The following is a 25,186-nucleotide window of genomic DNA, read 5'->3' on the forward strand; positions in this document are numbered from 1 at the left end:
AGGAGCGGATATGTGATGCCTCAGACGCCAAACAAAGTTCTGATCCTTGGCAGTGCGCCGTCAGCGGTGGCCGCCCGGGATTGGGATCGGACGCCGTTCACGCATATCGTGGCCATCAACAACGCATGGCGTATTCGTCCGGATTGGGACATCCTAATCCACCCTGAGGATTTTCCGCCGGAAAACCGACCCACAGCCCTAACAAAAGGCCAAAGGATCGCGACAGCCGAAGACTATGTGCCTCGGCAAAACGCCTATGGCGGTTTTGTCTATGCGGGAGGCACCATGGCGTTTACCGCAGGCTATTGGGCGCTGTCCGCCCTTGCTCCGTCGGTGATTGCCTATTTCGGCTGCGATATGGTCTATCCTGGGTCGGGGAAAACGCACTTTTATGGCAATGGAACCGCTGATCCGCTGCGTGCCGACATATCATTGCGGTCGCTTGAGGCAAAGTCGGCCAGATTGAGGCTATTGGGCGCTGTCCGCCCTTGCTCCGTCGGTGATTGCCTATTTCGGCTGCGATATGGTCTATCCTGGGTCGGGGAAAACGCACTTTTATGGCAATGGAACCGCTGATCCGCTGCGTGCCGACATATCATTGCGGTCGCTTGAGGCAAAGTCGGCCAGATTGGGCGTGTTCGCTGCCGCTCAGGGTTGTCGTATGGTGCGCTTGTCGGAGGGTGAAAGCAGGCTGCTCTTTCCATCGTTTCGCGCGTCACGGATGGAAGACGCACCAATGCCGTCGACCGTTGGCGCGCAGGACGCGTTGGAGGCCGAAGCGCGCCTCGGCTATTATGTGCCATCCGGGCGGTATTGGGAATCCGAGCAGCAGTTTGATCCTGACGAGTTGGATACAGTCGACCGCCTTTGGGTGTCCGCCTACCAGATCGCGCAAATGGACCGCGTTGCCTAAGGGTTTAGACGGCGAAAGTGATCCAGGCCCAAGCCATCGCAATATAGGTCAGGCTGTGCATCAGCTGGTCCAGACCAGTTGCCCGCCAGAATGCGGCCTGATTGGGCTGTAGCTTTTTTTTGTCGGAATAGCTGGCCTTGGCAAAATCAATGTTGAAATGGATGATCCATTCCAGGGCCGAGATGATCAGGACAAAGCTGATCGGCGCGCCAAACAGCAAAAAAATAAGGGCCGAGCCCACAACATGCACCCCTGCATGTTGCGCGCGTCCCAAATGAAAATACTCGCCACGCCCGGTCAGCATCTTGGGCGTCTGTAGATAGAAGTCCGCGAACATATGTTTGATCTGCAACAAGCAGAGCAACAGCAACACGGCACCATAGCTTTCGGGCAAACGTATCCTCCCGATATCGTCCTAAAGGGAACTCTAGGCGCTAAAATGCGAGTAGGCAAATGAACTAGTTCACACATTGTCGCTAACACGCGATATGTCCGGTGTATGTAACATGCGATCTGTCCGGTTCTATTCTGTCTCTGAGAGGAGGCGTTATGAACCGAGCAGAAGTGTTACAGGAAGTTCGACTGATGAAGTTTGAAGATGTGTATTCGCGGCGAAGCGCGAACAAGCTGACGCAAGAACAGGCGGCTGAGATACTGGGTGTATCCGTGCGCACCGTCAGGCGTTGGGAGGATCGATTTGAGGCGGATGGTGCAGAAGGTCTGTACGACCGTCGGCTTGGCAAACTGGCCAACAATCGTGTTGCCACGGATAAGGTCATGGAGATGCTTGAACTGTTTGATACCAAGTACTGGGATTACACGCCGAAGCATTTCCACGAGAAGCTGGTGGCCCACCATGGTTTCACACAGAGCTACAACTGGGTGCGGCTTACACTGCAGCGCCACGGCCGGGTTCAGGCAGCACCCCGACGAGGTGCCCATCGGCGCAAGCGGCCCCGCCGTCCGATGGTTGGCATGATGTTGCATCAGGACGGCTCCAGCCATGAATGGGTTCCGGGTCAGTGGTGGGATCTGATCGTCACCATGGACGATGCCACCAACCGGGTTTATTCGGCATTCTTTGTCGAGGAAGAAGGGACGATGAGCAGTTTTCAGGGGCTGACAGAGGTGATCGAGGCGCAAGGTCTGTTTTGCTCGCTCTATGCCGATCGGGGCTCTCATTACTGGCATACGCCCGAAGCGGGCGGCAAAGTGGACAAGGACAATCTGACCCAGGTCGGGCGCGCCTTGCAGCAACTCGGCATTGAGCTGATCCCGGCCTATTCACCGCAGGCCCGTGGACGGTCTGAACGCATGTTTGGCACGTTCCAGAACCGATTGCCGCAGGAACTGCGGTCCCATGGGATCACAACCATTGAAGAGGCCAATCAGTTCCTGAAAGAGGTCTATCTTCCCGAACACAATGCCCTGTTTGCAAAGGAGCCGGAGGATACGACCTCGGCCTTCGTGCCGTTTACAGGCAATGTGCGCGACACCCTGTGTGTGCAGGAAGACCGCGTCGTCGGCAACGACAATACGGTGCGCTACAAGGGCCTGGTCATGCAGATCGCGGCAGACAGGCACCGTCATCATTTCGTCAAGGCGAAGGTCAGGGTCCACGAATACCCCGATGGTCAACTGGTCATCTTCCACGGCCCGAGATGCATTGGCCGCTACCAGCCTGACGGATCACCCATCACACAGGAGGATAGCAAACACAAAGTCGCGTGACCCGCTTCGACGTGGCGCGAACGCGGTGGCCCAAATCTACGGTCGCCTACGGCTCCCTCCGAATTGGGCCACCGCGCAATCAACTGAAGCGGACAATTGGCATGTTACCTACACCGGACAATTCAGAATGTTCTCGACAATGAACTAGTTCACACATGCGCAAAGATTGGCACTTTGTCGGAAACTATTTGCCTAGCAAAGCAAGATTACTGTAAATTCAGACTGTTAATTTTCCGTGCATCGTTTCGAAACCGGATCATTGATCAAAAGCAGGGACAGGTTCCATAGAACGCACGATTTTCCGCTTCATCTGGAAATACTCCAAGCGCGACCAGTTGATCCTGCTGGCCGTGACCTCGACGTTGTTTCCGCTGCTTTACCTGACGCTTGAGCTGCCCAAACGCATTATCAATGACGCGATCGGTGCCTCGAGCAGCGTGGTTCAAGTTTGGGGCTACAGCCTGCAGCAGACGAATTTCCTGATCATTCTGTGCTTTGCGTTTTTGGCGGCGGTGCTGGCCCACGGCCTGATGAAAATGCGTATCAACACCATGAAAGGTGTCCTGAGCGAGCGTATGTTGCGCCGCTTTCGCTATCAGTTGATCAGCCGCGCCCTGCGTTTTCCCCAACCCTATTTCGAGCGGGTCAGCCAGGGTGAGATGGTCTCGATGATCACCGCCGAAAGCGAGCCGATGGGCGGGTTGATGGGGGATGCGATCAGCCAGCCGGTTTTACAAGCGGGGCAGATGATCACCATCCTGTCGTTTCTGTTTCTGCAAAGCGTTTGGTTTGGTCTGGCTGCGGTGGCGCTGATCCCCGTGCAGGCCTGGTTGATTCCCAAGCTGCAGCGCCAGATCAACCTTCTCAACAAAAAGCGCATCCAGGAGGTGCGTATCCTTGCCGCCCAGATCGGCGAGAACGCGGCTGGGGCCTCGACACTGCGCGCAAATGGGGGCTGGCGGTATCGCCGGGCGATGATCTCGGATCAACTGGGACGGCTATTCGGGATCCGGTTCGAGATCTACCAGAAGAAGTTCTTTATGAAGTTCATAAACAACTTCATCTCACAGCTGACACCGTTCATGTTTTATCTGGTGGGCGGCCTGCTGGTCCTCCAAGGCTCGGTCTCGCTGGGCGCGCTGGTGGCGGCGTTGGCTGCGTATAAAGATCTCAGCTCTCCGTGGAAGGAACTGCTGACCTACTACAACCAGACGCAGGATATGTCGTTGCGTTGGGATGTGGTGATCGAACGGTTTGCGCCGGCTGGAATGCAGGATGAGGAGCTGTTTGAGGGTGAGCCAAAGACCCGCCCGCATCTTGATGGCGACATCGCTCTGGATCGGGTGTCGGTGCGCGATATGGACGGAAACCAGATCCTGGACGATCTTAACCTGACCTTCCCGCATGGAAAGACAATCGGCATCGCCGCGCCTAGCGAAGAAGACCGCCGCGCCATTGCCGAGCTGCTGACCCGTGAAATCCTGCCGAGCGCTGGGCGTGTCCGCATTGGCGAGCAGAATCTGGCCGAACTGCATCAGGGCGTCGTCGCCGCGCGGATCGGCTATGCGTCATCGCGGCCGGTGATGTTTCAGGGAACGCTGGGCGATAATGTGATGATGCCGATTCGCTACAAGCCCCTGTCGGAGGGGGGCGACGATCCCGGATTTGCCGAAACCTTGCGGGCGGGCAACAGCGCCGACCCCTTCAAGGCCGAATGGCTGGACCCGTCTCTCGCTGGGCTGGAATCGGCGGATGCCCTGCGAGATTGGTGGCTGCAACTGATTGATGGAATGGGGTCAGGCGCGGCCTTGTTCCAGCGCGGGGCCGAGCAGGTTTTCGACGCTGCACTGCATCCGGAACTGGCGCAGAAACTGGTCAAGCTGCGACCGTTGGTGCAGCAGGCGGTGAAGAGGCAGGGCTTGAGCAGCAGGCGCTGATCTTCGACAAGTCCACCTATAACCCGGCCTTGCCCGTGGCCGAGAACCTTCTTTTTGCCACGCCCCGTGTACCGGTCACGCAAGCGCTGTTGGCACAGCAGAGAGTCTTTCTGGGTCAGTTGCGCGAACTGGGGTTGGACGAGACTCTTATCGCGCTGACCCGTGATGTGATCGACATGCTGCGCCAGATCTTTGGCCTAGATGGAACAGATCACCCGCTGTTCCGCAAGTTGGGACTTGAGGCGCAGACCTATGAAACAGCCGTCGAACTGGTCGAGCGCACCCGCAAGGAAGGCGCTGAGGGGTTGGACGACGAACAACTGGCAACATTGCTGGCGGTGCCTCTGGTCGTCTCGGCTGAACAGATCGGCCCGGCCTTTTCGGATGAGTTAAAGGATCGTATTCTGGAGCTGCGCCACAGCCACTCGGAAAAGCTGATGCGGCCGTTGATGGACGTCTTCGTGCCGCTGGACCCTGAGGCCGTCGCGCCCGGCCTGACCGTGACGGAGAACGCGCTGTTCGGCAGGTCAGCGAGATCGGCGGCGCGCGCTCGGACGAGGTGCGCAAGCTGATCGTCGACGTTCTGGCCGAACACGGCGCGCGCCCGTTGGTGGTTGAGTTGATCTATGATGTGCCGGTCGCGCTCGGTGGGCAGAACCTGCCCGCAGTTTTTGCCGAACCCCTGGCGTTCACCCGTGCGACGATCAAGAAACCCGACATCCTGATCCTGGAAAACGCGCTGGCCAGCTATGACATGCAGACGCAGGTCGCGGTCTACAAAAACCTGCGCGCGCTGCTGCCCGAGACCACGGTCATCTATCTGAACGATCAATTCCAAAACCCCGATGTCTTCGACATGTATGTCGAGATCCGGCAAGGTCGGGTTGTCACGGATGAAGGACCGGGGGATGTGGAAGAGGATAGTGCCGCCTCGGCCGACTTGGCCCGCAAGCTGCGCGCCCTAGAGCAGACGCCGCTGTTTTCTGGCCTTGATCGGCGACAGTTGCGCCTGCTGGCCTTTGGTGCGCGGTGGTTTGATGCCTCTGCCGGGCAGGTGATCTTCCTCAAAGATGACCAGCCCACGGATGGTGCCTACGTTGTTCTCGAAGGCGAGGCAGGGTTGTACCTGCCCAAATCGGGCACGCCGGATGAGCTGATCCTACGCGTCGGTCCCGGGGCATTGGTTGGGGAGCTGGGCCTGATCCGCAAAGAGCCCCGCGCGTTGAGCATGGTGGCCGAAACCGATCTTTCCTGCTTGCGCATCGGGGAAGAGGAATTCCTGGCCGTGGTGGAAAATGACGCGGCGACGGCGTTCAAGCTGCTGCAGGTGGTTGCGGGATATGTCTCGAACTAGCGCCGTTCCAGGTTAACCCCGGAACGCTCCTCTGTCAGTCTTTCGGCTTGCAGAACAGTTGATAGAGCAACTCGATCACTTCTTTCGTGTTGCCATCCTCAAGCGAATAAAACACCGTTTTTCCGGCGCGCCGGGTCGAGACCAAACCATCCTCGCGCAGACGGGCCAGCATCTGGCTGACGGCGGCTTGCCGGATCTGCAAAAGCGCCTCAAGTTCTCCTACCGATTTCTCGCCGTCTTCGAGGTGGCACAGGATATCAGGCGGCCCTCATGCGCGAGCGTTTTCAGAAACGCGGCGGCGCGGGCTGCGTTGTCTTTCATTTCCGCCAATCCGTCCGATGCCGGGGCTTGCATGGGGCTGTCTTTCAGTGTCACCCGTCCACCGTTCTTCAACTAAATCTTCTGACACTATGCCCTAAGAAACGTTATAATGTCACCCCTCGGATGCGGGTGCCCCACCCTGAAAGGCGTTACCATTGGCATAATCGCACGGTTCTTCCTGCATCTGAAGGTGAAGTCCGTCGCCTTTGTAAGGATGCGCGCGAGCCAAATCTTCGTCCACTTCAATCCCAAGTCCGGCGGTAGTTGGAGGGGTCACGAACCCCTCCTCAACCCGGATAGAGCCCTTGATCAACTGGTCATGGAATGGCGTTTCAATGGTTTCCAGTAGCAACAGGTTCGGGATAGAGGCCGCCAGATGGATATTCGCAGCCCACTCCACCGGCCCGGCATAAAGATGCGGGGCCATTTGCGCGTTGAACACTTCGGCCATCGCAGCGACTTTCTTCATTTCCCAGATGCCGCCTGCACGCCCCAGCGCCGGTTGCAAGATCTCGGCCGCGCCTGCGCGCAGAACCGCGCCAAATTCGGCTTTGGTGGTCATGCGCTCTCCGGTCGCGACAGGTATGCTGACGTTGCGGGCGACGCGGGCCATGTCCTCGATATTGTCGGGAGGAGTGGGTTCTTCGAACCAAAGCGGAGAGTATGGTTCCAACGCCTGACCCAAGCGGATAGCGCCTGCGGTGTTGAACTGGCCATGGGTCCCAAACAGCAAATCGGCCTTGTCGCCCACCGCCTCGCGGATCGCTTTGCAAAACGCGGCGGACAGAGAGATATCGGACATCGCAGGCATGTGCCCGCCCCGGATCGTATAGGGACCGGCGGGGTCGAACTTGACGGCGGTATAGCCCCGACGGACCGCATCTGTCGCAGCCTCAGCCGCCTGTTCGGGCGATGTCCAGAAGTCGGTCAGGTTATGCTGGGGCAGGGGGTAGAGGTAGGTATAGGCGCGAATGCGGTCATTCATCTTGCCGCCCAACAGCGCATAGACCGGGCGGTCGCGGTCCTTGCCCAGAACGTCCCAACACGCGATCTCAAGCCCCGAAAACGCTCCCATCACAGTCAGGTCCGGGCGCTGCGTGAAGCCCGAGGAATAGGCGCGGCGGAACATCAACTCGATGTTTTCCGGATTCTCGCCCTGCATGTGGCGGTCAAACACGTCGCGGATTATGTGGCTCATAGCGTCTGGTCCAACCGAGGAGGCGTAGCACTCGCCCCAGCCGGTGATGCCGGTATCCGTAGTCAGCTTGACCAAAATCCAATAGCGACCGCCCCATCCTGGGGCTGGCGGGGCCGTGACGATGATATCGAGGTCTTGCAGTTTCATCTTAGCCCTCTCGTGCTTGGTCAAAGGCAATGAGTTCGCGATCAATCTCGGCCACCACCTCGGCGCTGCCAAAGAACGCCATGTCCGGGGCGTCGACGTCGTCCATGAAAGCCTGAATTTCGATCAGCGCTGGTTTGCCGTCGAAACTGCCCTCGATCTGCCAGCGGCTGCTTTGGTCCACGGGCAAATCCGACAGGTTCTCCGCGATCTGGGTGACCAGAGCTTCGGGCAGCCCAAACCGGGGATTGTTGGCGAGGCCTGTCAGGAAAGGCGGTACCTCAGCCAAATCGAAATTCATCGACGTTTCCGAAGTGGAAGGCGCAGGTTTCGCCGCCTCGGGTTTGAAGAGATCGGTCAGGAAACGCAGCATCGGCCTACCTGTCGAACAGGATCACGTTGCGCTTGGCGGATCCGGTCTTGGTATCGGCAATCGCCTCATTGATCTGATCCAGAGACCAGCGGCCCGAGACCAGTTCATCCAGCTTCAGTCGTCCTTGCTCATAGAGGTCGATCATCCAGGGGATGTCTCGCTGGATAACCACGTCGCCCATCTTTGACCCCACCAGACCCTGACCAAGCGCGGCGAGGATCACCGGCTCATAGCTCGCTTCGTCCCCGGAATGTGGCATACCGATCATAACGGCTTTGCCGCCCAGACCCAGATACCGTGGGGCCTGATCATAGGCAGGGATCGCGCCGACGGTGATCAATACTGCATCCGCGCCACGGCCGCCCAGGGCTTTGCAAGCTGCTTTCCATGGTTCTTTCAAGCTGGCGAGGACGCCGTGGGTGGCACCGAACTCCTTCGCGATCTCAAGCTTTTCTTCGGTCATATCAACCGCAACGATGCGGCGCGCGCCGGCAATCCGAGCGCCTTGGATGGCGTTAAGGCCCACGCCGCCTGCGCCGATCACCACCACGTCTTGCCCGGGGCGCAAACCCGCGGCGTTGACTGCCGCGCCGACCCCGGTGATCACTCCGCAGGAGAGCAGGCTTGCGAGGTCTTTGGGCAGCGTTTCGGGAATCCGAACGATCTGTCGGTGGCTGACGACGACTTTCTCGGCGAAGGCCCCGCAGGCCATCGCCTGTTCCAAAGGTCCCCCGTCGCTCGTACGCAAAGGACCTTTGACAGTGTCATAGGGGGTTTTGCAGATCGTAGGTTTGCCTCCCGCACATGAAGGGCAGGAGCCGCACGCCCGGATCAGTGTCACGACCACTGGGTCGCCCAGTTTGAAATCCCCCGCGGCCTCGCCCACTGCGCTGACAACTCCGGCGGCCTCATGCCCATAGACAGCGGGCAGGAACCCGCCCCATGCACCATCGGCATATGAGATGTCCGAATGGCAGATGGCCACCGCGTCCAGTGTAACCTCGACTTCGCCGGTGCCAGGGGCGGCCAATTGGACCTCTTCTATCGTCAGAGGTTCCCCGAACGCCCGGCATACGGCGGCTTTGATGGTTTGCATATCGTCCCTCGCTTCGTTTGGTTTACGGTGGCGCGGGAATTGGCATCTCGCAAGACGGAAACCGTCACGGGTATGTCGGTATTACGCCACGGCAGGTCGGGCGCGCAGAAACAGCAAGAACCCCGCGGCCATAAGAACCAGTGCTAGGAGGAATGGCGCTCCGGGCAGGTAGAGCGATGTTTCAGGCCGGATGAACCACGCAAACACGCTGGTCATCAACAGGGGTGAGATCACCATGGACAAGGCGTGCAGAGACGTCAGGACGCCCTGAAGTTCACCCTGTTGCGAGTCTGGCGTCGCGCGCGAGGTCAATGCCTGCAGCGCGGGCGTGATCACCGCGCCCCCTGACTTCCGACATTTTTTCGTATAAGTCATTGATATTATTATGCCTTGGTTGCCAAAAGGCACTACACGGACTTTTTTCGCCAGCGATTGTTTCGGAGTGTTGAGGGAGCTCAGGCTTTGGTCTGGCCAGTTTTTCGGGTGCGCCCGGGGGGTATCTTGAAAGGGGCTTCGTTCCAGGTCAGGCCGACGCAGGTGAGGATGCGTCTGGCATCGACCGTGGCATGGCTTGGCATGCCGTAGCGGTCAGGGGTGCCTTTGTGGCGCAGGATCGAGAGCTGCAATGCGTTCAACTCGTTGCGGATACGAGCCGGGCTCATCGGGTGTCCGAGCAGGTCCAGATGCTTGCGCAGGTGCTGCAGGCAGCAGAAGGCCATGTAGCAGATGGCGATATGGGCCCGGACCCGACGCGGCGACCAGTGATAGATGGGCCGGATTTTCAGATCGTGCTTGTTGGTGCGGAAGCAGGCTTCGATCTCCCACAACTGGTGATAGCGGGCAATGACGTCCTGTGCCTCCAGTTCGTCCGCACCATGAACAACAATGGCATGCAGCCCGTCCCATTGTGCCGCTGCCTTGATCTTTGCATCATCCAGCGTGACGTCCCCGCTGTCGGGGAAGGCCAGGAAGCGGCCATATCCCCGGCTGCTGAAGCTGCCGGGTTTGCGAGAGCGCTTGAGCTTCTTGTGCAGCTTTTCGATTGCCTTGTCGCGCTTGTGGGCATCATTGCGTGCCCGGGTGGGTGACCAGGTCACAATGACCCGCGCTCCCTCCTGGTCGATCACCTTGTACCAGCCCTTCTCGGTTGCCTCTTCAGAACCGTGTCCAGCCCAAGGCTGGCGTCCCTCCGGGCTCAAAATGTTCGCCTTCACGGCGGCCGGGGCGGACTTCATGCGATAGCCGAGGATGTAGGGCAGACCCTTGTTCTGCAACATCTGCTGGTTGTCCTTGCTGAGCATGGCGGCATCGGCCACGAACGTGACCCTGGCCACGTCGAAGCGTCCCTCCAACGCCTTCAGCGCAGCTTCCAGCGTATGACCTTCCCAGGTGTTTCCCGGGAAGAGTTCATAGCCCACAGGCAGCCCATCGGAGGTGACGATCAGCGCCAGCATGACCTGAGCGCGGTGATGCTTGCCATCCTTGCTGAAGCCCTTGGCCAGAAGATGATCCTGCTCGACCCCGTCCGCATCCTCGGCCGGGTCCTCGCGCTCGGTGTCAAAGGCCAGGGTCGTGCAATCGTAGAACAGCACGGTCACTGGCCCGCCCAGCAACTTCTCTGCCGCCGCGTGAGAGGTTTTGCAAATCCCGTCTATCACCGGCGTATTGATGTAATCCATGCTCCGATAGACCACGTCCAGATTGAGCGTGATGCCTGCCTGGTTCTCCAACGCCTCCACGGTCGCGCGCTTGCTCTCGGGCTGTGCGATCCGCGCCATAACCAGCTCTTTCACAATGCGATTGGCACTTTTACGCGCCGCCCCCAGAAGGGCCCCCCAACCCAGTTGGTCATACATCGTCCCCATGACATCCCGCAGACCCAGAGAGACCCGCGCCTCCTCACGGCACTCGGCAAGATCAACGCCAAGCTTGTCCGGCCGCGGAGCGCGGCGCACCAGCGCCTGCAGATCGGCATATTCCGTGGGCGTGAACAGTTCCATTTGCGGCGAGCGATCAATGCGTAATTGCTCCATCAAGCGGCCCGCCAGACGCTTGATATCCTCAATCTCGCTGTCGTTATGGGCCACACCCACATGGCGCAGGATCTTCTGGCGTACCTTGGAGCCGGTGCGGACGGATTCAACGATCTGGATCCGTGTGCGGTTGAGCTTTGCGTCATGTTTGGTGCGGATGAACATGGGCGAAGAGGTTAGCCATCTGAAGGCCCATGTCAATACTTTTTATAATAATGGGGCACTACAACGCGCCTCTGAGCAACCACACCTGAAAACAAACCAAAAACCCAGTCAGATCAACAAAAAGGTCGGAAGTCAGGAAACACGCTGGTCATCAACAGGGGTGAGATCACCATGGACAAGGCGTGCAGAGACGTCAGGACGCCCTGAAGTTCACCCTGTTGCGAGTCTGGCGTCGCGCGCGAGGTCAATGCCTGCAGCGCGGGCGTGATCACCGCGCCCAAGGCGGTGATCGGGATCAGCATCAGGGCGATAGTGCCATTGGTCAGGAAGGCTAGCAAAGCGAAGCTGATGACCTCAAAACCCATGCCGCAGATAATGGTCATGCGCTCCCCAAGATGACGGGTCGCGGGTCTGATCAAACCGCCCTGAACGGCGGCCATGCCGATGCCATAGATGCCGAGAGACAGCCCGATCATCTGCGGCGACCACCCGAAACGCTCGGTCGTGAAATAGGACCAGATCGCGGGGTAGACGTAGATTGACACCGAATAGAGGAAATAGACCCACAACAGGGGGCGAACTCCGGGAAGGGCGGCGATGGCCTTGAGCGCGTTGACAGGGTTGGCGCGTCGCAAATTGAAGGCGCGGCGGGTTTTGTCTGTGACCGTTTCGGGCATGACCATCAGCCCGAGGCCGAACGAGAGAGCGGACAGTGCTGCGGCCGCCCAGAAAGGCGCGCGCGTTCCGTATTCGGCAAGCAGGCCGCCCATTACGGGACCCAGAACAAATCCCATGCCAAAAGCCGCGCCGAGCAGGCCAAAATTGGCTGCTTTGTCTTCGGGTTTCGAGACATCTGCCATGAAGGCAGCCGCGGTCGCGTGGGTTGCGGCTGTGATCCCTCCTACAATACGACCGAGCAAAAGCAACCAGATGCTGCCTGCAATGGCCATGACCACATAGTCCAAAGCCATCACAAACAACGAGACCAGCAAGACCCGCCTGCGGCCATAGGCGTCTGACAGGTTGCCCAGAATAGGACCGAACACGAATTGCATGGCGGCAAAGGCCGTGCTGAGGACGCCTCCCCAAAGTGCTGCGTCGGCAAGCGTTCCGCCCTGCACCTCGACGATCAGTTGCGGCATGATCGGCATCACTAGACCGATACCCATCGCGTCAATCATGACGGTCAGAAGAACAAAGACAAATGGAAGGCGCATGAAACCCGGCTATATGACCCGGCGCTTACCCTAGAGGGGCCAGCAGGATGTGGGAAGGGCGCAAAGACACCAACCCGGATGACGTCTCGTCAGGCGGCTAAAGTTTATCCGACAGCTCATCCAGTATTTGGGCAAGTTGCCGCGGGTGCGAGAAGAACGGAGAGTGTGAGCTGTCGATATCCCGCCGAAGATGTGCTGGAATTCGCTCGCTCATATCTTTCTGATAGGCCGGAGGGATAGTGTGGTCTTCGGTGGTGCGGATATAGGCCTTTGGGACCTGGTCAAAGTGATCCCCTATTGAAAGCGGTGTGTCTTGCGGCTTGATGGCCTGCGGGCAGAGCCGGGCGAATGCATAGGGCAGGATCTCGGGCGTGCAATCATGATAGAACAGGTCCTGAACGCGGTCGGGATGCACGGTATAAGATAGCCCATCGGTGGATTTGTCGACCGCATCGCCAATGGTTTGCACCGGACCACGTCTTCGCATGTCGACCAGAGACAATCCGCCCTGCGGGACATAGGCGCAAAGATAGATCAGCGCGCGCATGGCGTGCGGGTCGGCCTCGGCTGCGGCGCTGATCGGGTAGCCGCCCCAAGAATGCCCGACAAGGATCGCGTCTGGTGTTGAGGCCGCGAGCACGGCGTCTCGGCAGCTCTCTAGCGTGACATCGCAGATCGGCGTCGGGTCCGAGCCGTGGCTGGGCATGTCGATGGCACGAGCGATGTGGCCGAACGCTTCAAGCTCGGGTATCAGGTCCCGCCAGCACCAGGCGCCGTGACAGGATCCATGGACCAATAGAAATTCGGCCAAGGGACGCTCCTTCAGATGTGACCGATCTCGGTCAGGAATTGCCGCAACAGGGCAGCGTATTCAGCGGGTTTTTCGACGCAGGGCAGGTGGCCCACCCGGCGCATCAATTCGAACCGCGAGCCGGGGATCAGGTCCACCGTTTCGCGTACCAGATCAGGCGGTGTCGAGCCGTCTTCATTGCCTGCGATCCCAAGTGTGGGCAGGCGCAGGCCGCTGGTCGGCGTATAAAAATCGGTGCCCGCAATGGCGGCACAACAGCCCAGATACCCTTCGGTCGGCTGACTGACCATCATCTCGCGCCATGCGAGGTGCTGGTTGGCGGCCCGGAAATCACGCGAGAACCACCGCTCCATCGTCGTATCGGCCAGCGCCTCGATCCCACCGGTGCGGACGGCCTCCATCCGGTCCTGCCAGATTTTCGGCATCCCGATCTTGGCGGCGGTGTTCGACAGTACCAGCGCGCGGACCTGATCCATCCGTTTCACCGCCAGCCCTTGGCCTATCATACCACCAATCGACAAGCCGACGAAGACGCAATCCCGGATTTCGAGGTGATCCAGCAGCGCCTCGGCATCGCGGACCAGCGCGCCCATGGCATAGGGCGCAGGCGGGACCGAGGATTGTCCGTGCCCCCGCTTGTCATAGCGAATGATCCGCAGCCCGTCGGGCAAGTGTGGTAGCACATCGTCCCACAGGTGCAGATTGGTGCCCAGCGAGTTTGCAAACACGATGGGCGCACCGTTTAGTGCGCCATCAATCCGGTAGTTTAGCTGAACGCCACCCAGATCAGCGATCGTCATGCTTTGGTTCCTTGCTCGGCCTGTGCGTGCAGATTGCACAAACCCGATATGGGTGTCAGGTCAGGAATTCCAACGCACGCGCAAAGACGCCGGGATCAACATTTCCGCCCGAGGCGACAACGATCACGTCATCCCCTTCGATCTGATCCTTTCGGAACAGGGCCGAGGCCAGCGACACCGCACCGCCCGGCTCCAGCACGATCTTGAGGCGCAAAAAGGCCAGCGCAGTGGCGTGGAGCGCCTCGTCCTCGGTCACGGATAGACCTGGGCCGCAGAGGCGGTTGAGGATCGGAAAGGTAATGTCACCCGGTTGCGGTGTAAGGATCGCGTCGCAGATATTGTCGGCAGTTGCAGGGTTGCTTTGGATCTGCCCCGCCTCCAGCGAGCGCTTGACGTCGTCGAACCCGTCTGGTTCACACGGGCGGGCACGCAGGCTAGGGGCGTGGGCCTCAAGCGCAAGCGCGATGCCCGAGGTTAGACCTCCGCCGCCGCAACAGACCAGAACGTCGGCATTGCTCACGCCCGCGGCTTTGGCTTGTCGCGCGATCTCAAGCCCGGCGGTGCCTTGCCCCGCGATGACTTGAGGTTCGTCGTAGGGGCGGATCAGGGTCAGGCCGCGTTCTGAGGCCAGTTTATTGCCAATCTCTTCGCGGCTTTCCTTGGCTCGGTCGTACAGAACAACTTCACCGCCCAAGGCACGCGTGTTGTCGATCTTCAGCTGCGGCGCGTCCGAAGGCATTATGATGACCGAGGAGGTTCCGTGCTTCGCCGCCGCCAAGGCCACCCCCTGCGCATGATTGCCCGAGGAATAGGCGATCACGCCGCGCTGCCTTTCCGCCTCGCTCAGCGCCGAGATGGCCGACCATGCGCCGCGGAATTTGAAGCTGCCGGTGTGCTGCAGGCATTCGGGTTTGACCCACACCCGCCGCCCGGCGATTTCGTCCAGAAAGGGTGAGGTCAAAAGGGGCGTCTCGCGGACATGCCCTTGCAGCCGATGGGCGGCGGCTTCAATCAGCTCTAGTGTACTCATGTTTGGTCCAGAATCATGCGAATAACGGTGAGGGATTGCGGCTCGTCCAGAAAGGGCACATGGCCGCGATCCGGGATTTCAGCCGTGATCAGGCCCGGATGGCGGGACTGCATCTGTTTCAGTGTTTCTTGGCTGAGGATGTCCGAATTTGCGCCGCGCAGAACGCCCGTTGGAATGCCTTGCAGCGCCTCGAAGAAGGGCCATAGGTCCGGCACAGCGCCTGCTGCGGCTTGTTCCATCAGGGCCGTGCGCAGGGCTGGGTCATAGCGCAAAGCCAGCCCCTCGGTCGTCTCCTGATACTGGTTCTCGGCCTGTATGCGCCAAATTTCCAACGGGACGCCGGGGAAATGAGGCTCCATCACCGCCTTCAGGACGGCGGCGGCCTCATCATAGGTCTTTGAGGTGGGTGCTACGCCCAGGTAGTCCATGATCCGAGAGATACCTGAGGGCTCGATCACCGGACCCACGTCATTGAGGATCACGCCTGCCAGCCGGTTGGGCTGCAGCGTCGCGAGCGTCATAGCAACCATCCCGCCGCGCGACGTGCCCAAAACCGCCACTCGGTCAAAGGCCAGATGGTCCAGCAGTTCGACAACATCCTGAGTTTCGCGCAGGACGTTGTAATTCGCGTGGTTCGGATCATGATCCGACTGCCCACGCCCCCGCGCATCCAATGTGATAAGGCGGGCATCGGCTATATACGGAGCAAGAAGCGAGAAATCGCGTCCGTTGCGCGTCAACCCTGCAAGACACAGAAGAGGAGTGCCTGTGCGACTATCCTCATAGTACAGCCGAAGCCCGTCAGACGTTTTGAATTCCGCCATTATAGCCCGGCCAGTTCGGGGATTGAGGTCAGGTCTGACAGAACATGCGCTGGTTTCCACGGCAGTCGATCCATCGGTTCGCCCGCACGATTGACCCATGCGGTGACAAAGCCGTAACCGCTGGCCCCTGCGGCGTCCCAACCGTTGGAGCTGACGAACAGAACCTCATCGCGGGCACATCCGAACCTGTCTTGCACCAAATCATAGACCTTGGCGTGGGGTTTGAAGATACCGACGCTTTCGACCGACAGCACATCGTCCAGCACATCGCCAATACCGGCCGATTGCACCGCGCCATCCAACATGGGAGGCGACCCGTTCGACAGAATCGCCGTTTGCAACCCACCCTGTTTCAGGGCCTGCAACATCTCGGGCACCTCGGGATAGGCGCGCAGCTCCCAATACAAATCCAGCAGCCGCTGACGCAGCTTGGTGTCCCCCTGCAGCCCCGTTGCCTCGAGCGCCCAGTCCAGTCCGTCTTGCGTGACATCCCAGAAATCGCAATGAGCGTCCGCAACAGCGCGCTGCCATGTGTATTGCAATTGCTTCAGCCGCCAGTGATTGGCCAGATCCGGCCATGTATCGCGGAGCGCCTCAAAGCCGGGCTCAGCCGCTGCCTGGCGTGCCGCAGCGGCCACATCGAACAATGTCCCATAAGCGTCAAATACGCAGGTCGTGATTGCCATCAGCTCTCTCCCCTTTTTCTGGCGCAAGGTGGCACAAGAGGGCGATGCAGGAAAGAGCCAACGTCTGACAACATTTTGTCAGACACGGGCTAGTTAGGCGTAGTGCCGTTAGCGGTTTTGCACTTTTACCGAGGCGAGAGGCCAGGCTTTTTTCTGTCGGTGTCAATGCTAGCGAGACATGCTCATCCCTGCTCAAGAGAGCATAAAGAAACCAATAGTGATCTGAGAATTGGTGGATCCTAGGGGAAACGCCGCCGAACGACTAATGCAATGATAGTAAAAGCTACTGTAGCGTGTTGGTTTGCAGTGTGTCTCACGTCAGTGTCACACTCCAATATGCACAACCTCTTCCGCAAAGCTGTGCACATCAAAGCATACAAACCTCTTTGCTGCCCTGCTTGGTCTACTGTTCAGACCTACTGCTTCTTCCGTTTTTGAAGTGTTGCGAACGATGTTGAACAGTTGTGTGCGGATCTGCTCGGCAACTACCTTACTCACGCCGTACTAAGCCGTAATAAAGCCACTTCGCTATCTGCAGCGAGATTGGTCTTTTTGATTTCAATAAGTTATATTTGAATGTGATCACTTGAAGGCGGGGTGAGGCAGGTGAACAGTTCTATTTCTGATGAGGCAATGGCAAGGCTCCCATTTTGGGTAACACCTCCGGGGCAGACAGACGGTTTTTTGATCGTTGTTGGGTTGGTTCTAGTCATAGTGCTGCTGGGTTTTGGCGCGCTCTACTTCACTGTACAGGCCATTCCAGACCGCATGGCAGCAGGTGCTCACAAAGTGCAAATGCAGTTGGTTGGTGTGCTTGGGTTGATCTCTCTCTTCACCCTGAACAACGCTTTCTGGATCGCGGCTATTTTGATCGCTGCAGTGCCCTTGCATGAAATCTTTCCGCTCAAGACCGACGTAGACATCTCGGAGAGCGACGATGCTTGAGTTGGTATTCTCTGCACTGATCACAATCGTTCCGGACTACCTCTATCGCCGCTACAAGCAGGGCAAGCGGTGGGGCCAGGAAATTACCCTGTTCAATGTCTGGTATGAGTTGCGATGGGGATTGACCGCCTGTGCAATATTGGCTGTGACGCTGATCACGGTGATCTTCTATTTCCACCCTTCAACGCGGAATGTCTCAGCTGCATTTCGCACAGTTACCATTCTGTCGGATCGCGTAGGGCGGGTCGCGGAAGTCTACGTTGCCAATAATGAGGACGTTATGGCTGGCGAGGCGATTTTCCGACTGGACACCACGCGGCAGGAGGCGGCAGCGGAAACGGCGCAGCGGCGTATCCAAGAGATTGAGGCGGCTTTGGGCCTGACCGCTACGGAAGTCGCGAGCGCCACCGCTCGGGTTGATGCGGCAGAAGCTGACCTTTCTCAGGCGACGAGCGATTTGGAGCGACGTCTGGAGCTTGCGGAACGAAACAACACCGTTGTTAGTGAGCAGGAACTGGAACGTTTGCAAACCGCAGTGACCGGCGCAGAAAGTCAGCGCGCAGCCGCTATTGCCTCGTTAGACGGTGCCAAATTGCGCCAAACCACCCTTCTCCCTGCACAGCTTGAAACTGCGCGTGCGGTTTTGAGAGAGGCTGAGAACGAGATATCAAAATCCACCGTTTTTGCCGAGGTGGATGGGACGGTAACGCAATTTCTCCTCAAGCCGGGTGATATCGTTAATCCAATACTACGCCCTGCCGGGATTTTGGTGCCTGAGGTTACCGGACAGGGGCGTTTTATCGCGGCTTTTGGTCAGATTTCTGCCAGCGTACTAAAGCCGGGTATGCTGGTGGAAATTACCTGCGCGTCTAAACCGTTGACCATAGTCCCGATGGTTGTGGATGACGTGCAGGGGGCGATTGCTGCGGGACAGTTCCGACCGGGTGATGCGCTTCTGGATCAGCAGGATCGAGCGCGACCCGGTACAGTTACTGCGTTTCTAGCACCTATTTTTCCTCAGCATCTCGATAGCATCCCGCCAGGTAGTGCGTGCGTGGGCGTTGCGTATACGAGCCGAGCAAAGGAGATCGACGCTGGTGAGATCACGGGCCTGTCTGCCTTCATCGCAAGGATTGTGGATGGCATGGGTATAGCAAATGCAATTGTCTTGCGTGCGCAGGCCATTCTGCTTCCTGTTAAGACATTGGTATTCAACTAGGCCCCGACCGGCAGAGAGGTAGAGTTTCGCTATGGGTTGCGACGCCAGCTACATTTGCACGTTTCTATCGGTTTTCCTTTGGGACCTGATCTACCTGTCACCGATACTTGTATTCTTGTTGGTTTTGGTGTGCATGCTGGGGGTATCAATTGGTCGTATCGAAGGCTGGTCGACCGAGGTGAGCCTTTACCATGCTTTCATAAACGCAACTACGGTTGGCTACGGAGACATTAAGCCGGAGAAACCCGCGAGCCGGGCTTTGGCGGTTATTAACGCATTTGTTGGGCTTATCTTTGCAGGCATTGTCGTAGGTATAGGTGTACATGCAGTCGAGGCTGCGATGGTTGCCGAGTTCTAGTTGTCTCTCTCACTCGTTTGCAGCTGTGCTGTGGGTCTACCAGTTTATGCTTTGTTGTGTACTCAGGATGTGTCACGGTACAGAGCTTGGAGCGGTCTAAACGCGATAGTATCGCTTATCCTGACTAGCAGATGAATTCGCTCCGTTGTAAACCTGTGCACGTAGGCAGTGTATTGCCTTAGCCGTATGAAGAAGTTTAGTCTTTTGCGCGTGCCCGTTATGTCGCTTGAGCAGTGTTAGTGAGACAACAATACCAAACTAAACCGTTAAACTTATGATGATCTACCCATTGGGAGAACTCTCGCTATCGAATACGATAGATACTGGCTCGGTAAAGTTCGCCAAAGTTTCTAGGTAAATTCGGGCAGCACAGCGGACATTGACGCGATATGAAGCGAATGACCCTCCTGAGCCCGAAACGGTCAGTGTCCAAGAGCATTGGTTTCAACGGAGTCGCTTCAAATAAAAATTTTTAATCGCGATGAAGCGCGAGCCAGATCAAAAAACCAATGTATAAAAAAACAGATATGTTCAAAACCGTATCGACGATCGAACCTGTCATTTGGCGACCTCTTTTGAAAGCGACTTGAGGAGACAGACCACAAGAATTGGTACGATGAAAACAAACGCAATGGCCGAGAGTGCGATAATAGATCTGACGAGTGAAACATCGTTTACAAGGATCATGGCCAGTCCTAGAGCGCCGAGCACCATCCCCCAAATGGTTCGAACGCTCGGCGAGGGGTTTTCGTCTCCGCCTGTTCCAATCATTGCAAGTGTGAAGCCTGCGCTCACGACGCTCGTAACAACAAAGAGGAAAGCGGCAGTGATCGTTGCGATCTGCGTGATAAACTTCAATGGAAATTGTTGCAGGAGCGCGAATGTCGTCGCATCAAGGCTCATTTCGTTGACCTCAAGAAGATGACCACTTCCATCCAAAACATCAAAAAAACCTACACCGCCGAGCACTCCAAACCAGAAAATCGAAAATAGAGTGGGCGCAATTATTACCCCAGCCAGAAACTCGCGTATTGTGCGCCCCCGCGAAATGCGTGCAATGAAAATGCCTACAAATGGAGACCATGCAAGCCACCAGATCATGTAATTGAGCGTCCAGTCCTGAAACCAGGTGGAAATGCTCTGATCAAAAAATTCTGTTGTAGAAAAACCGGCAGGTATGACGTTGTAAACATAACGTCCAAAACCCGAGACGATCGAATTCATCATAAAAGACGTGGGACCGGCAACAAGCAAAAAAACCAAAAGACCGATCGCAATCGCCATGGCCAAATTTGACAGTTTTGACATTCCTTCTCCTAGATCACGTCTCAGAGGAATAAGGAAAGCAACGCACATGGCGGCAAAAATAGTTGCTGTCAGATAAGGAGAATTTGGAATTCCAAGAACTCCTGCCAGTCCTGTTTGAATTTGAAACACACCCATTGCCAACGAACCCGCTAGGCCAACGGCTATGGCGACGACCGATAAGAAATCGAACAACCATGCCAACCCGCGGGTCCATGCTTTCTCTCCGTAAACGTCCAGCAACGGAGCGCTGAGCAGCAACGAGCGCTCACGTCGAAACGCAAAATAGGCAACTATCAGTGCAACGACTCCGTAGATGGCCCAGGCGTGGAACCCCCAGTTCAAATAGGTTACGAACATGGCGAGCCTTGCGGCTTCTGGATCGGAAGAAAAATCGCGTATTACCGAAAAGTGAGTAAGTGGCTCTGATACGCCAAAAAACAGCAGGCCCACTCCCATACCAGCCGCGAAAAGCATTGCAATCCAAGCTGTAGTCGAAAACTCGGGCTCTGAACCTTCCGGTCCAATTCGGATAGAGCCGTACTTGGAAACTGCGAGATAAATTGCCAGTAACAAAAGTGCGCTGGCTTCCAGCATAATGAACCAGCCTCGGCTTTCGAACTGGATTGTGACAATTCTTGAGGAGACAGAACCCAAGCCGTGCGGGTCGACAACACCCCATAAGGCAATACAGCTGCTGACGAAGAGAGCCGAAATCAAAAGCGCATTAACTTTCATAAACTACCCAATCGAAGAAGAATGGCTTCGCTCAATCGTATCAGCGATTATCCAGCTCTAATAGCTGGAAACTTTTCTTTCCGGATTGGAACAGATAGCCGTTTTATCCCGCCTTACAGTCGTTCGATTCGTATAGACCAGCCAATTCCACGAGATGCCTGTTTTTGGGTTCCGAGCAGAACTAGAAACAGCTTACAGGGCTATGGGGAGCTTAAGCGTAATGCTTGCTCCTCTATCGACTTGGTTGATTTCGACTATTCCTCCATGCCTGTCAATCGGCATTGAATAATGACCCCCCATCGGCGTCCAAATTTGACCCCCCTTGGAGCTAAGAGGGGCGTTGAGGGGGTCGTGTTTAGGTTGATTCAGGAGGGGGTGGACAGCAGGTCAAACCGAAAAGAGAGCGTAGCTCGACTGAAGGTTTGACCTGCTGTCTGTTTTGAATTTATTCCCCGATTTCGAGGTTAGTCGCGGTGGTTAATTCGCCAGCTTTCGTTCCCGGTTTCGATGATATCGCAATGGTGTGTCAGTCGATCCAGGAGAGCAGTGGTCATTTTGGCATCTGTGAACACACTCGGCCATTCAGCAAATGCGAGGTTGGTTGTTAGCAGAATAGACGTTCGCTCGTACAGTTTGCTGATGAGATGGAAGAGTAATCGTCCACCAGACTCTGCGAACGGCAGATAACCGAGTTCGTCTATAATCACGAGGTCGACGCGGATCAGCTGCTCGCTGAGCCGCCCGGCGTTGCCTTCGCGATGTTCAGCCTCCAGCTTGTTCGCGAGATCCACAGCGCTGAAGAACCTGACCCGCCGGCGGTTATTGACCGCGTGGCCCCCGATCGCTGTTGCGAGATGCGTTTTGCCCGATCCGGTTCCACCGACCAGCACGCCATTCCTGGCCTGGTCCATAAAATCGCCGTCATGAAGATTGCGCACGACTTCCTCGTTGACGGGGCTGACCGTGAAGTCGAACTCAGGTAAGGACTTGCAGACCGGGAACTTTGCGGCACCCATCTGATACCGGATCGAGCGCGCAGTCTTTTCGGCCAGTTCGGCCGTGAGGAGTTCGGCCACGACCTGTTGGGGCCGCCAGTTGTTTTTGGCTGCGGCCTGCATCACTTCGTCAAAGCAGTTGACGATGCCTGGCAACTTCAGTTGACGGGCAAGTTCGAGAATTTCCTTACGCAGTTGCATGGGAGCCTCCAAGCCTGTCATAGCGAGCGCAATCCGCGATCGGTGCCATTTTCAGCTGCAGGTGGGCAGGCGGCTCAATCGCCTTTGGCGGCGGGGGATTGGTGCGCCGAGAGACAATGTTCAGGATCGCATCGGCCTTGCGCAGGCCAGATTTTAGAGCTTCTTCGCAGGCAGCCTCGACCACATCAATGTCGTGCTGGTAAGCAGCGAAAAGAATATCGGCAAGTTGCCGGTCTCCGTCGGATGTGCCCCGCAGATGGGTCCAGATCTGCGTCATTGCCGGTGGTAGGTCCCAGTCACGGAACGGTGCTCCATTGCGCAGAGCGCCAGGCTTGCGCTTGAGGACGGGCACATAGTGCCAAGGGTTGAAGATCGTTTTTCCTCGGCCGAAGCACCGTTCGTGCTCTCCGACAATCTCACCGTCTTGGCGCAGGACAATCCGCGTGGCGTAGACCTGCAACTGGACCTGACGTCCAACAGCTCTTGCCTCAACGCTGTATTTGTTTCTTTCGAAGTTGATCAGGCAGGTTCGGCTCACGGCGACCGTCTTTTCACGGAACCCGACGAAGGGCTTCTGCAGATGCGTCAGCAGCGGCTTTTCCTGCTGGAACTCCTCCCAGACCGTCACCTCCAGGTTTTCCGGATGCCGCAGTTCTTTTGCGCGTTTGATCGCGTCTTTTTGCAGCCGGGCATTCAATTCATCGAAGTCGGCCACCTCCAGACGCGGTGTAAAACTATAGGCGCGGCTCTCCTTGACCAGATTCTCAACCTGACCCTTCTCCCAACCGGCCGCGCGCGTACAGGCGATCGGGTTCACCAGATGATGAGAACACATCCGGGAGAATGCCTTGTTGAACTTTCTTTCCTTGCCCGACAGGATCGCATCGACGGCGGTCGTCATGTTATCGTAGATCCCGTTGATGCAGCCTCCACCAAAGAATTTGAAGGCCTCGTCGTGGGCATCAAAGACCATCTCCTGCGTCTCGCGCGGATAGGCAATGGAGAATGGCATGCGGCTATGGCAAAGTTTGAAATGGGCAACCTTCACGGTCGTGAGTGCACCGTCCATCAAAACCGTCTCCACACTCCAGTCGAACTGGTACGCCTCCCCAGGATCAAAGATCAGCGGGATGAACGCCTGCGCCTGTTGTCGGCCGTGCGCAATGCGCCAATTCTTTGTGTAGCGTCGAACACTGTCATACCCGCCGCCAAAACCATCATCGGAGAGTTCCTTCCAGATTTTGGTCATCCGCTTGCGGTGTTTCTTCGGAAGCGCCTCGTTCTCCTCAAGCGTTTCATCCAGACGCGCGCGCCAAGGCCCGAGCACCGGGTATGGCTGCGATTTGCGCTCATATTTGAACTCCGTCACTCCCGATCGGATTATCTTTCGAACCGTTGCACGGCTCAAATTGAGCGAACGGCAAATTTCCTTGATGCTCTTTTTTTCGATCAGGTGTAAGCGACGCACTTTTCTAATAGTTTCCACGCAAATCATCCCGCTTGCCTCTCCATCGACTGCTCAATGAAAAGGATGTCTACAACCATAGGGAGGGGTCAAATTTGGACGCCGATTTCCCCGCTTAGGGGGTCAAAATTGCACGCTTTTCTACACGGTAGCGCCGCCATTTTCGCCGCCAATGCATCGGTTTTCGTCTTTTCGATGCACGGCGAAAAGAATTTTCCGTTCCACAAGTTTCCGGCGGATCTCGATGTTGCCCTGCCGGATGGTACCGGCGACGAGGACTACCTTCGCGCCTTGGCCGACCACTTGCCGGCTGTGTTCGAGTTTCGCCCCGACCTCATTCTTTACCAGGCAGGCGTTGATCCGCTGGCAGAAGACAAGCTAGGGCGGCTTTCGCTGACCCATAGTGGCCTCATCCAACGCGATCAGGCGGTGCTGTACGCCTGCAAGGGCCGCGGCATCCCGGTCTCAATGGCAATCGGCGGTGGCTATGCCGACCCCATTGAGGCGTCCGTCACGGCATACTCCAATACCTACCGGGTCGCAAAGAAGCTTCACCGATTTTGATGACAGTTCTGATCTCATTGATTTTTCATTCTCACTGTGTTTCGATTGACCGCTTCGAGCCCAAATTTCCAGATGCTGCGCTCTTCATCAACGGCCGGTTTGCGCATCATATCACCGAGCTCATCCAGATACAGTTGGAGCATAACTTCCGTCTTCGCGGTGTACTTCGCGCCCGCTGAGCGGTGGGTTGAACACGCAGACAAGCCGAAGGTCTGCCTCTGTAGCACGCACCAAATGTCGGTCGTGTTGATCCAAGGCATAGAGGGTAAATGGTTCAAGGAAATGCCAGGTTTCATCTTCAAACGCTTTGATCTGCCCCTTGCCCTCGATGCAGTAACACGCTTCCAGATGATGGCTATATTTCAGCTCCAGTACTGCGCCTTTTTTGATGATCGTATCAGTCAGCGAGAACCCCATCCCATCCGACGCGAGAAGCAGTCTTCTGCTGTTCCAACCAGGCCCGGAAACGTCCCGATCTGTGCCAAGGATATCTTTGAGTTCCGTAACAATCATCTTAGCACCTATTTGCTATCGTACCGCGCGGTTCATCCCGCCATCGGATAGAATGCTCTGACCGTTAATGTACCGGGCTCCATCGCTGGCAAGAAATACGCAGGCTTGCCCGATTTCTTCGAACGTTGCCGGCCGCTGAGCTGGGATTTCCCGACGGGCCTGTTCGGATAGATTTACGTTTTCGCAGAACCCGGGCAGCAGGTTGTTCATGCGTATATTATGTGTCGCTAACACGCGATATGTCCGGTGT

Annotated in this window: 24 protein-coding genes and 2 pseudogenes; 8 read left to right on the top strand and 18 right to left on the bottom strand. The window is 57.1% G+C overall.

Annotation, left to right across the window (positions count from 1 at the left end; translation table 11 throughout):
* The first annotated feature begins 15 nt into the window (after positions 1–15).
* Together ACOERD_RS10400 and ACOERD_RS10405 are read left to right on the top strand one after the other, a co-directional pair.
* Positions 16–576 (top strand): hypothetical protein, encoded by a 561-nt coding sequence (locus ACOERD_RS10400; RefSeq protein ID WP_419738982.1) that lies wholly within the window; start codon positions 16–18, stop codon positions 574–576.
* 145 nt (positions 577–721) lie between these two features.
* Positions 722–913, top strand: coding sequence for a hypothetical protein (locus tag ACOERD_RS10405; RefSeq protein WP_419738983.1), 192 nt, complete (start codon positions 722–724; stop codon positions 911–913).
* Positions 914–917: 4 nt separating this feature from the next.
* Here ACOERD_RS10405 and ACOERD_RS10410 read toward each other — a convergent pair whose 3' ends face one another.
* Positions 918–1,307: a DUF3307 domain-containing protein gene (locus ACOERD_RS10410; RefSeq protein ID WP_419738984.1), complete on the bottom strand. Its 390-nt coding sequence runs from the start codon at positions 1,305–1,307 to the stop codon at positions 918–920.
* Positions 1,308–1,462: 155 nt separating this feature from the next.
* Between ACOERD_RS10410 and ACOERD_RS10415 the strand changes: the two genes are divergently transcribed.
* Both ACOERD_RS10415 and ACOERD_RS10420 read left to right on the top strand, forming a co-directional pair.
* The gene (locus tag ACOERD_RS10415) at positions 1,463–2,644 is read left to right on the top strand and encodes an ISNCY family transposase (protein ID WP_419737631.1); all 1,182 of its coding nucleotides are present in this window, start codon (positions 1,463–1,465) and stop codon (positions 2,642–2,644) included.
* A 296-nt stretch (positions 2,645–2,940) separates the two neighbouring features.
* Positions 2,941–5,935 (top strand): annotated as a pseudogene (locus tag ACOERD_RS10420) (ABC transporter transmembrane domain-containing protein).
* Between the two features lie 34 nt (positions 5,936–5,969).
* Here the strand turns inward: ACOERD_RS10420 and ACOERD_RS10425 are convergent.
* The 12 genes and pseudogenes from ACOERD_RS10425 to ACOERD_RS10480 all read right to left on the bottom strand — a co-directional run bounded on the left by ACOERD_RS10425 (position 5,970) and on the right by ACOERD_RS10480 (position 16,633).
* A pseudogene (locus ACOERD_RS10425) lies at positions 5,970–6,256 on the bottom strand (ArsR/SmtB family transcription factor).
* 112 nt (positions 6,257–6,368) lie between these two features.
* Complete coding sequence (locus ACOERD_RS10430) at positions 6,369–7,601, bottom strand: mandelate racemase/muconate lactonizing enzyme family protein (protein ID WP_419738985.1); 1,233 nt, start codon at positions 7,599–7,601, stop codon at positions 6,369–6,371.
* A gap of 1 nt (position 7,602) precedes the next feature.
* The gene (locus ACOERD_RS10435) at positions 7,603–7,971 is read right to left on the bottom strand and encodes a hypothetical protein (protein ID WP_170659828.1); all 369 of its coding nucleotides are present in this window, start codon (positions 7,969–7,971) and stop codon (positions 7,603–7,605) included.
* A gap of 4 nt (positions 7,972–7,975) precedes the next feature.
* Positions 7,976–9,067, bottom strand: coding sequence for a Zn-dependent alcohol dehydrogenase (locus ACOERD_RS10440; RefSeq protein WP_419738986.1), 1,092 nt, complete (start codon positions 9,065–9,067; stop codon positions 7,976–7,978).
* A gap of 81 nt (positions 9,068–9,148) precedes the next feature.
* Positions 9,149–9,442 carry a hypothetical protein gene (locus ACOERD_RS10445; RefSeq protein ID WP_419738987.1) on the bottom strand — a complete coding sequence of 98 codons (294 nt, stop codon included), beginning with the start codon at positions 9,440–9,442 and terminating at the stop codon, positions 9,149–9,151.
* 80 nt (positions 9,443–9,522) lie between these two features.
* A complete protein-coding gene (locus tag ACOERD_RS10450; protein ID WP_419737624.1) occupies positions 9,523–11,265 on the bottom strand; it encodes an IS1634 family transposase in 1,743 nt (580 codons plus the stop codon).
* Between the two features lie 113 nt (positions 11,266–11,378).
* On the bottom strand, positions 11,379–12,482 hold the full coding sequence (locus tag ACOERD_RS10455) for a TCR/Tet family MFS transporter (RefSeq protein WP_419738988.1): 1,104 nt from the start codon (positions 12,480–12,482) through the stop codon (positions 11,379–11,381).
* Positions 12,483–12,579: 97 nt separating this feature from the next.
* Complete coding sequence (locus tag ACOERD_RS10460; RefSeq protein ID WP_170555753.1) at positions 12,580–13,293, bottom strand: alpha/beta fold hydrolase; 714 nt, start codon at positions 13,291–13,293, stop codon at positions 12,580–12,582.
* 11 nt (positions 13,294–13,304) lie between these two features.
* Complete coding sequence (pcaD, locus tag ACOERD_RS10465) at positions 13,305–14,093, bottom strand: 3-oxoadipate enol-lactonase (RefSeq protein WP_419738989.1); 789 nt, start codon at positions 14,091–14,093, stop codon at positions 13,305–13,307.
* A 55-nt stretch (positions 14,094–14,148) separates the two neighbouring features.
* Positions 14,149–15,123 carry a threonine ammonia-lyase gene (locus tag ACOERD_RS10470; RefSeq protein ID WP_419738990.1) on the bottom strand — a complete coding sequence of 325 codons (975 nt, stop codon included), beginning with the start codon at positions 15,121–15,123 and terminating at the stop codon, positions 14,149–14,151.
* Complete coding sequence (locus ACOERD_RS10475; RefSeq protein WP_419738991.1) at positions 15,120–15,947, bottom strand: alpha/beta fold hydrolase; 828 nt, start codon at positions 15,945–15,947, stop codon at positions 15,120–15,122. Before ACOERD_RS10475 ends, ACOERD_RS10470 begins: the two co-directional genes overlap by 4 nt.
* Complete coding sequence (locus ACOERD_RS10480; protein WP_419738992.1) at positions 15,947–16,633, bottom strand: haloacid dehalogenase type II; 687 nt, start codon at positions 16,631–16,633, stop codon at positions 15,947–15,949. The genes ACOERD_RS10475 and ACOERD_RS10480 overlap by 1 nt, the downstream gene beginning before the upstream one ends.
* Positions 16,634–17,239: 606 nt before the next feature.
* Between ACOERD_RS10480 and ACOERD_RS10485 the strand changes: the two genes are divergently transcribed.
* From ACOERD_RS10485 to ACOERD_RS10495, 3 genes are read left to right on the top strand one after another with little or no spacing between them, the layout of a single operon-like run.
* Positions 17,240–17,578, top strand: coding sequence for a hypothetical protein (locus ACOERD_RS10485; RefSeq protein ID WP_419738993.1), 339 nt, complete (start codon positions 17,240–17,242; stop codon positions 17,576–17,578).
* Positions 17,571–18,797 (top strand): HlyD family secretion protein, encoded by a 1,227-nt coding sequence (locus ACOERD_RS10490; protein ID WP_419738994.1) that lies wholly within the window; start codon positions 17,571–17,573, stop codon positions 18,795–18,797. Before ACOERD_RS10485 ends, ACOERD_RS10490 begins: the two co-directional genes overlap by 8 nt.
* Before the next feature lie 31 nt (positions 18,798–18,828).
* Positions 18,829–19,155, top strand: coding sequence for a potassium channel family protein (locus ACOERD_RS10495; RefSeq protein ID WP_419738995.1), 327 nt, complete (start codon positions 18,829–18,831; stop codon positions 19,153–19,155).
* Between the two features lie 558 nt (positions 19,156–19,713).
* Here the strand turns inward: ACOERD_RS10495 and ACOERD_RS10500 are convergent.
* The 3 genes from ACOERD_RS10500 to istA all read right to left on the bottom strand — a co-directional run bounded on the left by ACOERD_RS10500 (position 19,714) and on the right by istA (position 23,889).
* Positions 19,714–21,198, bottom strand: coding sequence for a BCCT family transporter (locus ACOERD_RS10500; protein ID WP_419738996.1), 1,485 nt, complete (start codon positions 21,196–21,198; stop codon positions 19,714–19,716).
* 464 nt (positions 21,199–21,662) lie between these two features.
* Entirely contained in the window at positions 21,663–22,394 is a 732-nt protein-coding gene (gene istB / locus ACOERD_RS10505) for an IS21-like element helper ATPase IstB (RefSeq protein ID WP_419737606.1), read from the bottom strand.
* Complete coding sequence (istA, locus tag ACOERD_RS10510; protein WP_419737605.1) at positions 22,381–23,889, bottom strand: IS21 family transposase; 1,509 nt, start codon at positions 23,887–23,889, stop codon at positions 22,381–22,383. Before istA ends, istB begins: the two co-directional genes overlap by 14 nt.
* A 99-nt stretch (positions 23,890–23,988) precedes the next feature.
* Between istA and ACOERD_RS10515 the strand changes: the two genes are divergently transcribed.
* Positions 23,989–24,423 (top strand): hypothetical protein, encoded by a 435-nt coding sequence (locus tag ACOERD_RS10515; RefSeq protein WP_419738997.1) that lies wholly within the window; start codon positions 23,989–23,991, stop codon positions 24,421–24,423.
* A 120-nt stretch (positions 24,424–24,543) separates the two neighbouring features.
* Here ACOERD_RS10515 and ACOERD_RS10520 read toward each other — a convergent pair whose 3' ends face one another.
* Both ACOERD_RS10520 and ACOERD_RS10525 read right to left on the bottom strand, forming a co-directional pair.
* Entirely contained in the window at positions 24,544–24,936 is a 393-nt protein-coding gene (locus tag ACOERD_RS10520; protein WP_419738998.1) for an ectoine synthase, read from the bottom strand.
* 15 nt (positions 24,937–24,951) lie between these two features.
* On the bottom strand, positions 24,952–25,170 hold the full coding sequence (locus ACOERD_RS10525) for an SDR family oxidoreductase (protein WP_419738999.1): 219 nt from the start codon (positions 25,168–25,170) through the stop codon (positions 24,952–24,954).
* Positions 25,171–25,186 lie beyond the last annotated feature (16 nt).

The organism is Ruegeria sp. (assembly GCF_965199275.1).
Lineage (GTDB): Bacteria > Pseudomonadota > Alphaproteobacteria > Rhodobacterales > Rhodobacteraceae > Ruegeria.

What these genes read in the sequence shown, in the direction of transcription:
- ACOERD_RS10450 (WP_419737624.1), bottom strand. Translation starts at nt 11,265, where the DNA reads ATGTTCATCCGCACCAAACATGACGCAAAGCTCAACCGCACACGGATC.
- ACOERD_RS10520 (WP_419738998.1), bottom strand. Translation starts at nt 24,936, where the DNA reads ATGATTGTTACGGAACTCAAAGATATCCTTGGCACAGATCGGGACGTT.
- ACOERD_RS10430 (WP_419738985.1), bottom strand. Translation starts at nt 7,601, where the DNA reads ATGAAACTGCAAGACCTCGATATCATCGTCACGGCCCCGCCAGCCCCA.
- istB (WP_419737606.1), bottom strand. Translation starts at nt 22,394, where the DNA reads ATGCAACTGCGTAAGGAAATTCTCGAACTTGCCCGTCAACTGAAGTTG.
- istA (WP_419737605.1), bottom strand. Translation starts at nt 23,889, where the DNA reads ATGATTTGCGTGGAAACTATTAGAAAAGTGCGTCGCTTACACCTGATC.
- pcaD (WP_419738989.1), bottom strand. Translation starts at nt 14,093, where the DNA reads ATGACGATCGCTGATCTGGGTGGCGTTCAGCTAAACTACCGGATTGAT.
- ACOERD_RS10470 (WP_419738990.1), bottom strand. Translation starts at nt 15,123, where the DNA reads ATGAGTACACTAGAGCTGATTGAAGCCGCCGCCCATCGGCTGCAAGGG.
- ACOERD_RS10475 (WP_419738991.1), bottom strand. Translation starts at nt 15,947, where the DNA reads ATGGCGGAATTCAAAACGTCTGACGGGCTTCGGCTGTACTATGAGGAT.
- ACOERD_RS10495 (WP_419738995.1), top strand. Translation starts at nt 18,829, where the DNA reads ATGGGTTGCGACGCCAGCTACATTTGCACGTTTCTATCGGTTTTCCTT.
- ACOERD_RS10435 (WP_170659828.1), bottom strand. Translation starts at nt 7,971, where the DNA reads ATGCTGCGTTTCCTGACCGATCTCTTCAAACCCGAGGCGGCGAAACCT.
- ACOERD_RS10415 (WP_419737631.1), top strand. Translation starts at nt 1,463, where the DNA reads ATGAACCGAGCAGAAGTGTTACAGGAAGTTCGACTGATGAAGTTTGAA.
- ACOERD_RS10500 (WP_419738996.1), bottom strand. Translation starts at nt 21,198, where the DNA reads ATGAAAGTTAATGCGCTTTTGATTTCGGCTCTCTTCGTCAGCAGCTGT.
- ACOERD_RS10480 (WP_419738992.1), bottom strand. Translation starts at nt 16,633, where the DNA reads ATGGCAATCACGACCTGCGTATTTGACGCTTATGGGACATTGTTCGAT.
- ACOERD_RS10445 (WP_419738987.1), bottom strand. Translation starts at nt 9,442, where the DNA reads ATGACTTATACGAAAAAATGTCGGAAGTCAGGGGGCGCGGTGATCACG.
- ACOERD_RS10440 (WP_419738986.1), bottom strand. Translation starts at nt 9,067, where the DNA reads ATGCAAACCATCAAAGCCGCCGTATGCCGGGCGTTCGGGGAACCTCTG.
- ACOERD_RS10400 (WP_419738982.1), top strand. Translation starts at nt 16, where the DNA reads ATGCCTCAGACGCCAAACAAAGTTCTGATCCTTGGCAGTGCGCCGTCA.
- ACOERD_RS10405 (WP_419738983.1), top strand. Translation starts at nt 722, where the DNA reads ATGGAAGACGCACCAATGCCGTCGACCGTTGGCGCGCAGGACGCGTTG.
- ACOERD_RS10490 (WP_419738994.1), top strand. Translation starts at nt 17,571, where the DNA reads ATGCTTGAGTTGGTATTCTCTGCACTGATCACAATCGTTCCGGACTAC.
- ACOERD_RS10455 (WP_419738988.1), bottom strand. Translation starts at nt 12,482, where the DNA reads ATGCGCCTTCCATTTGTCTTTGTTCTTCTGACCGTCATGATTGACGCG.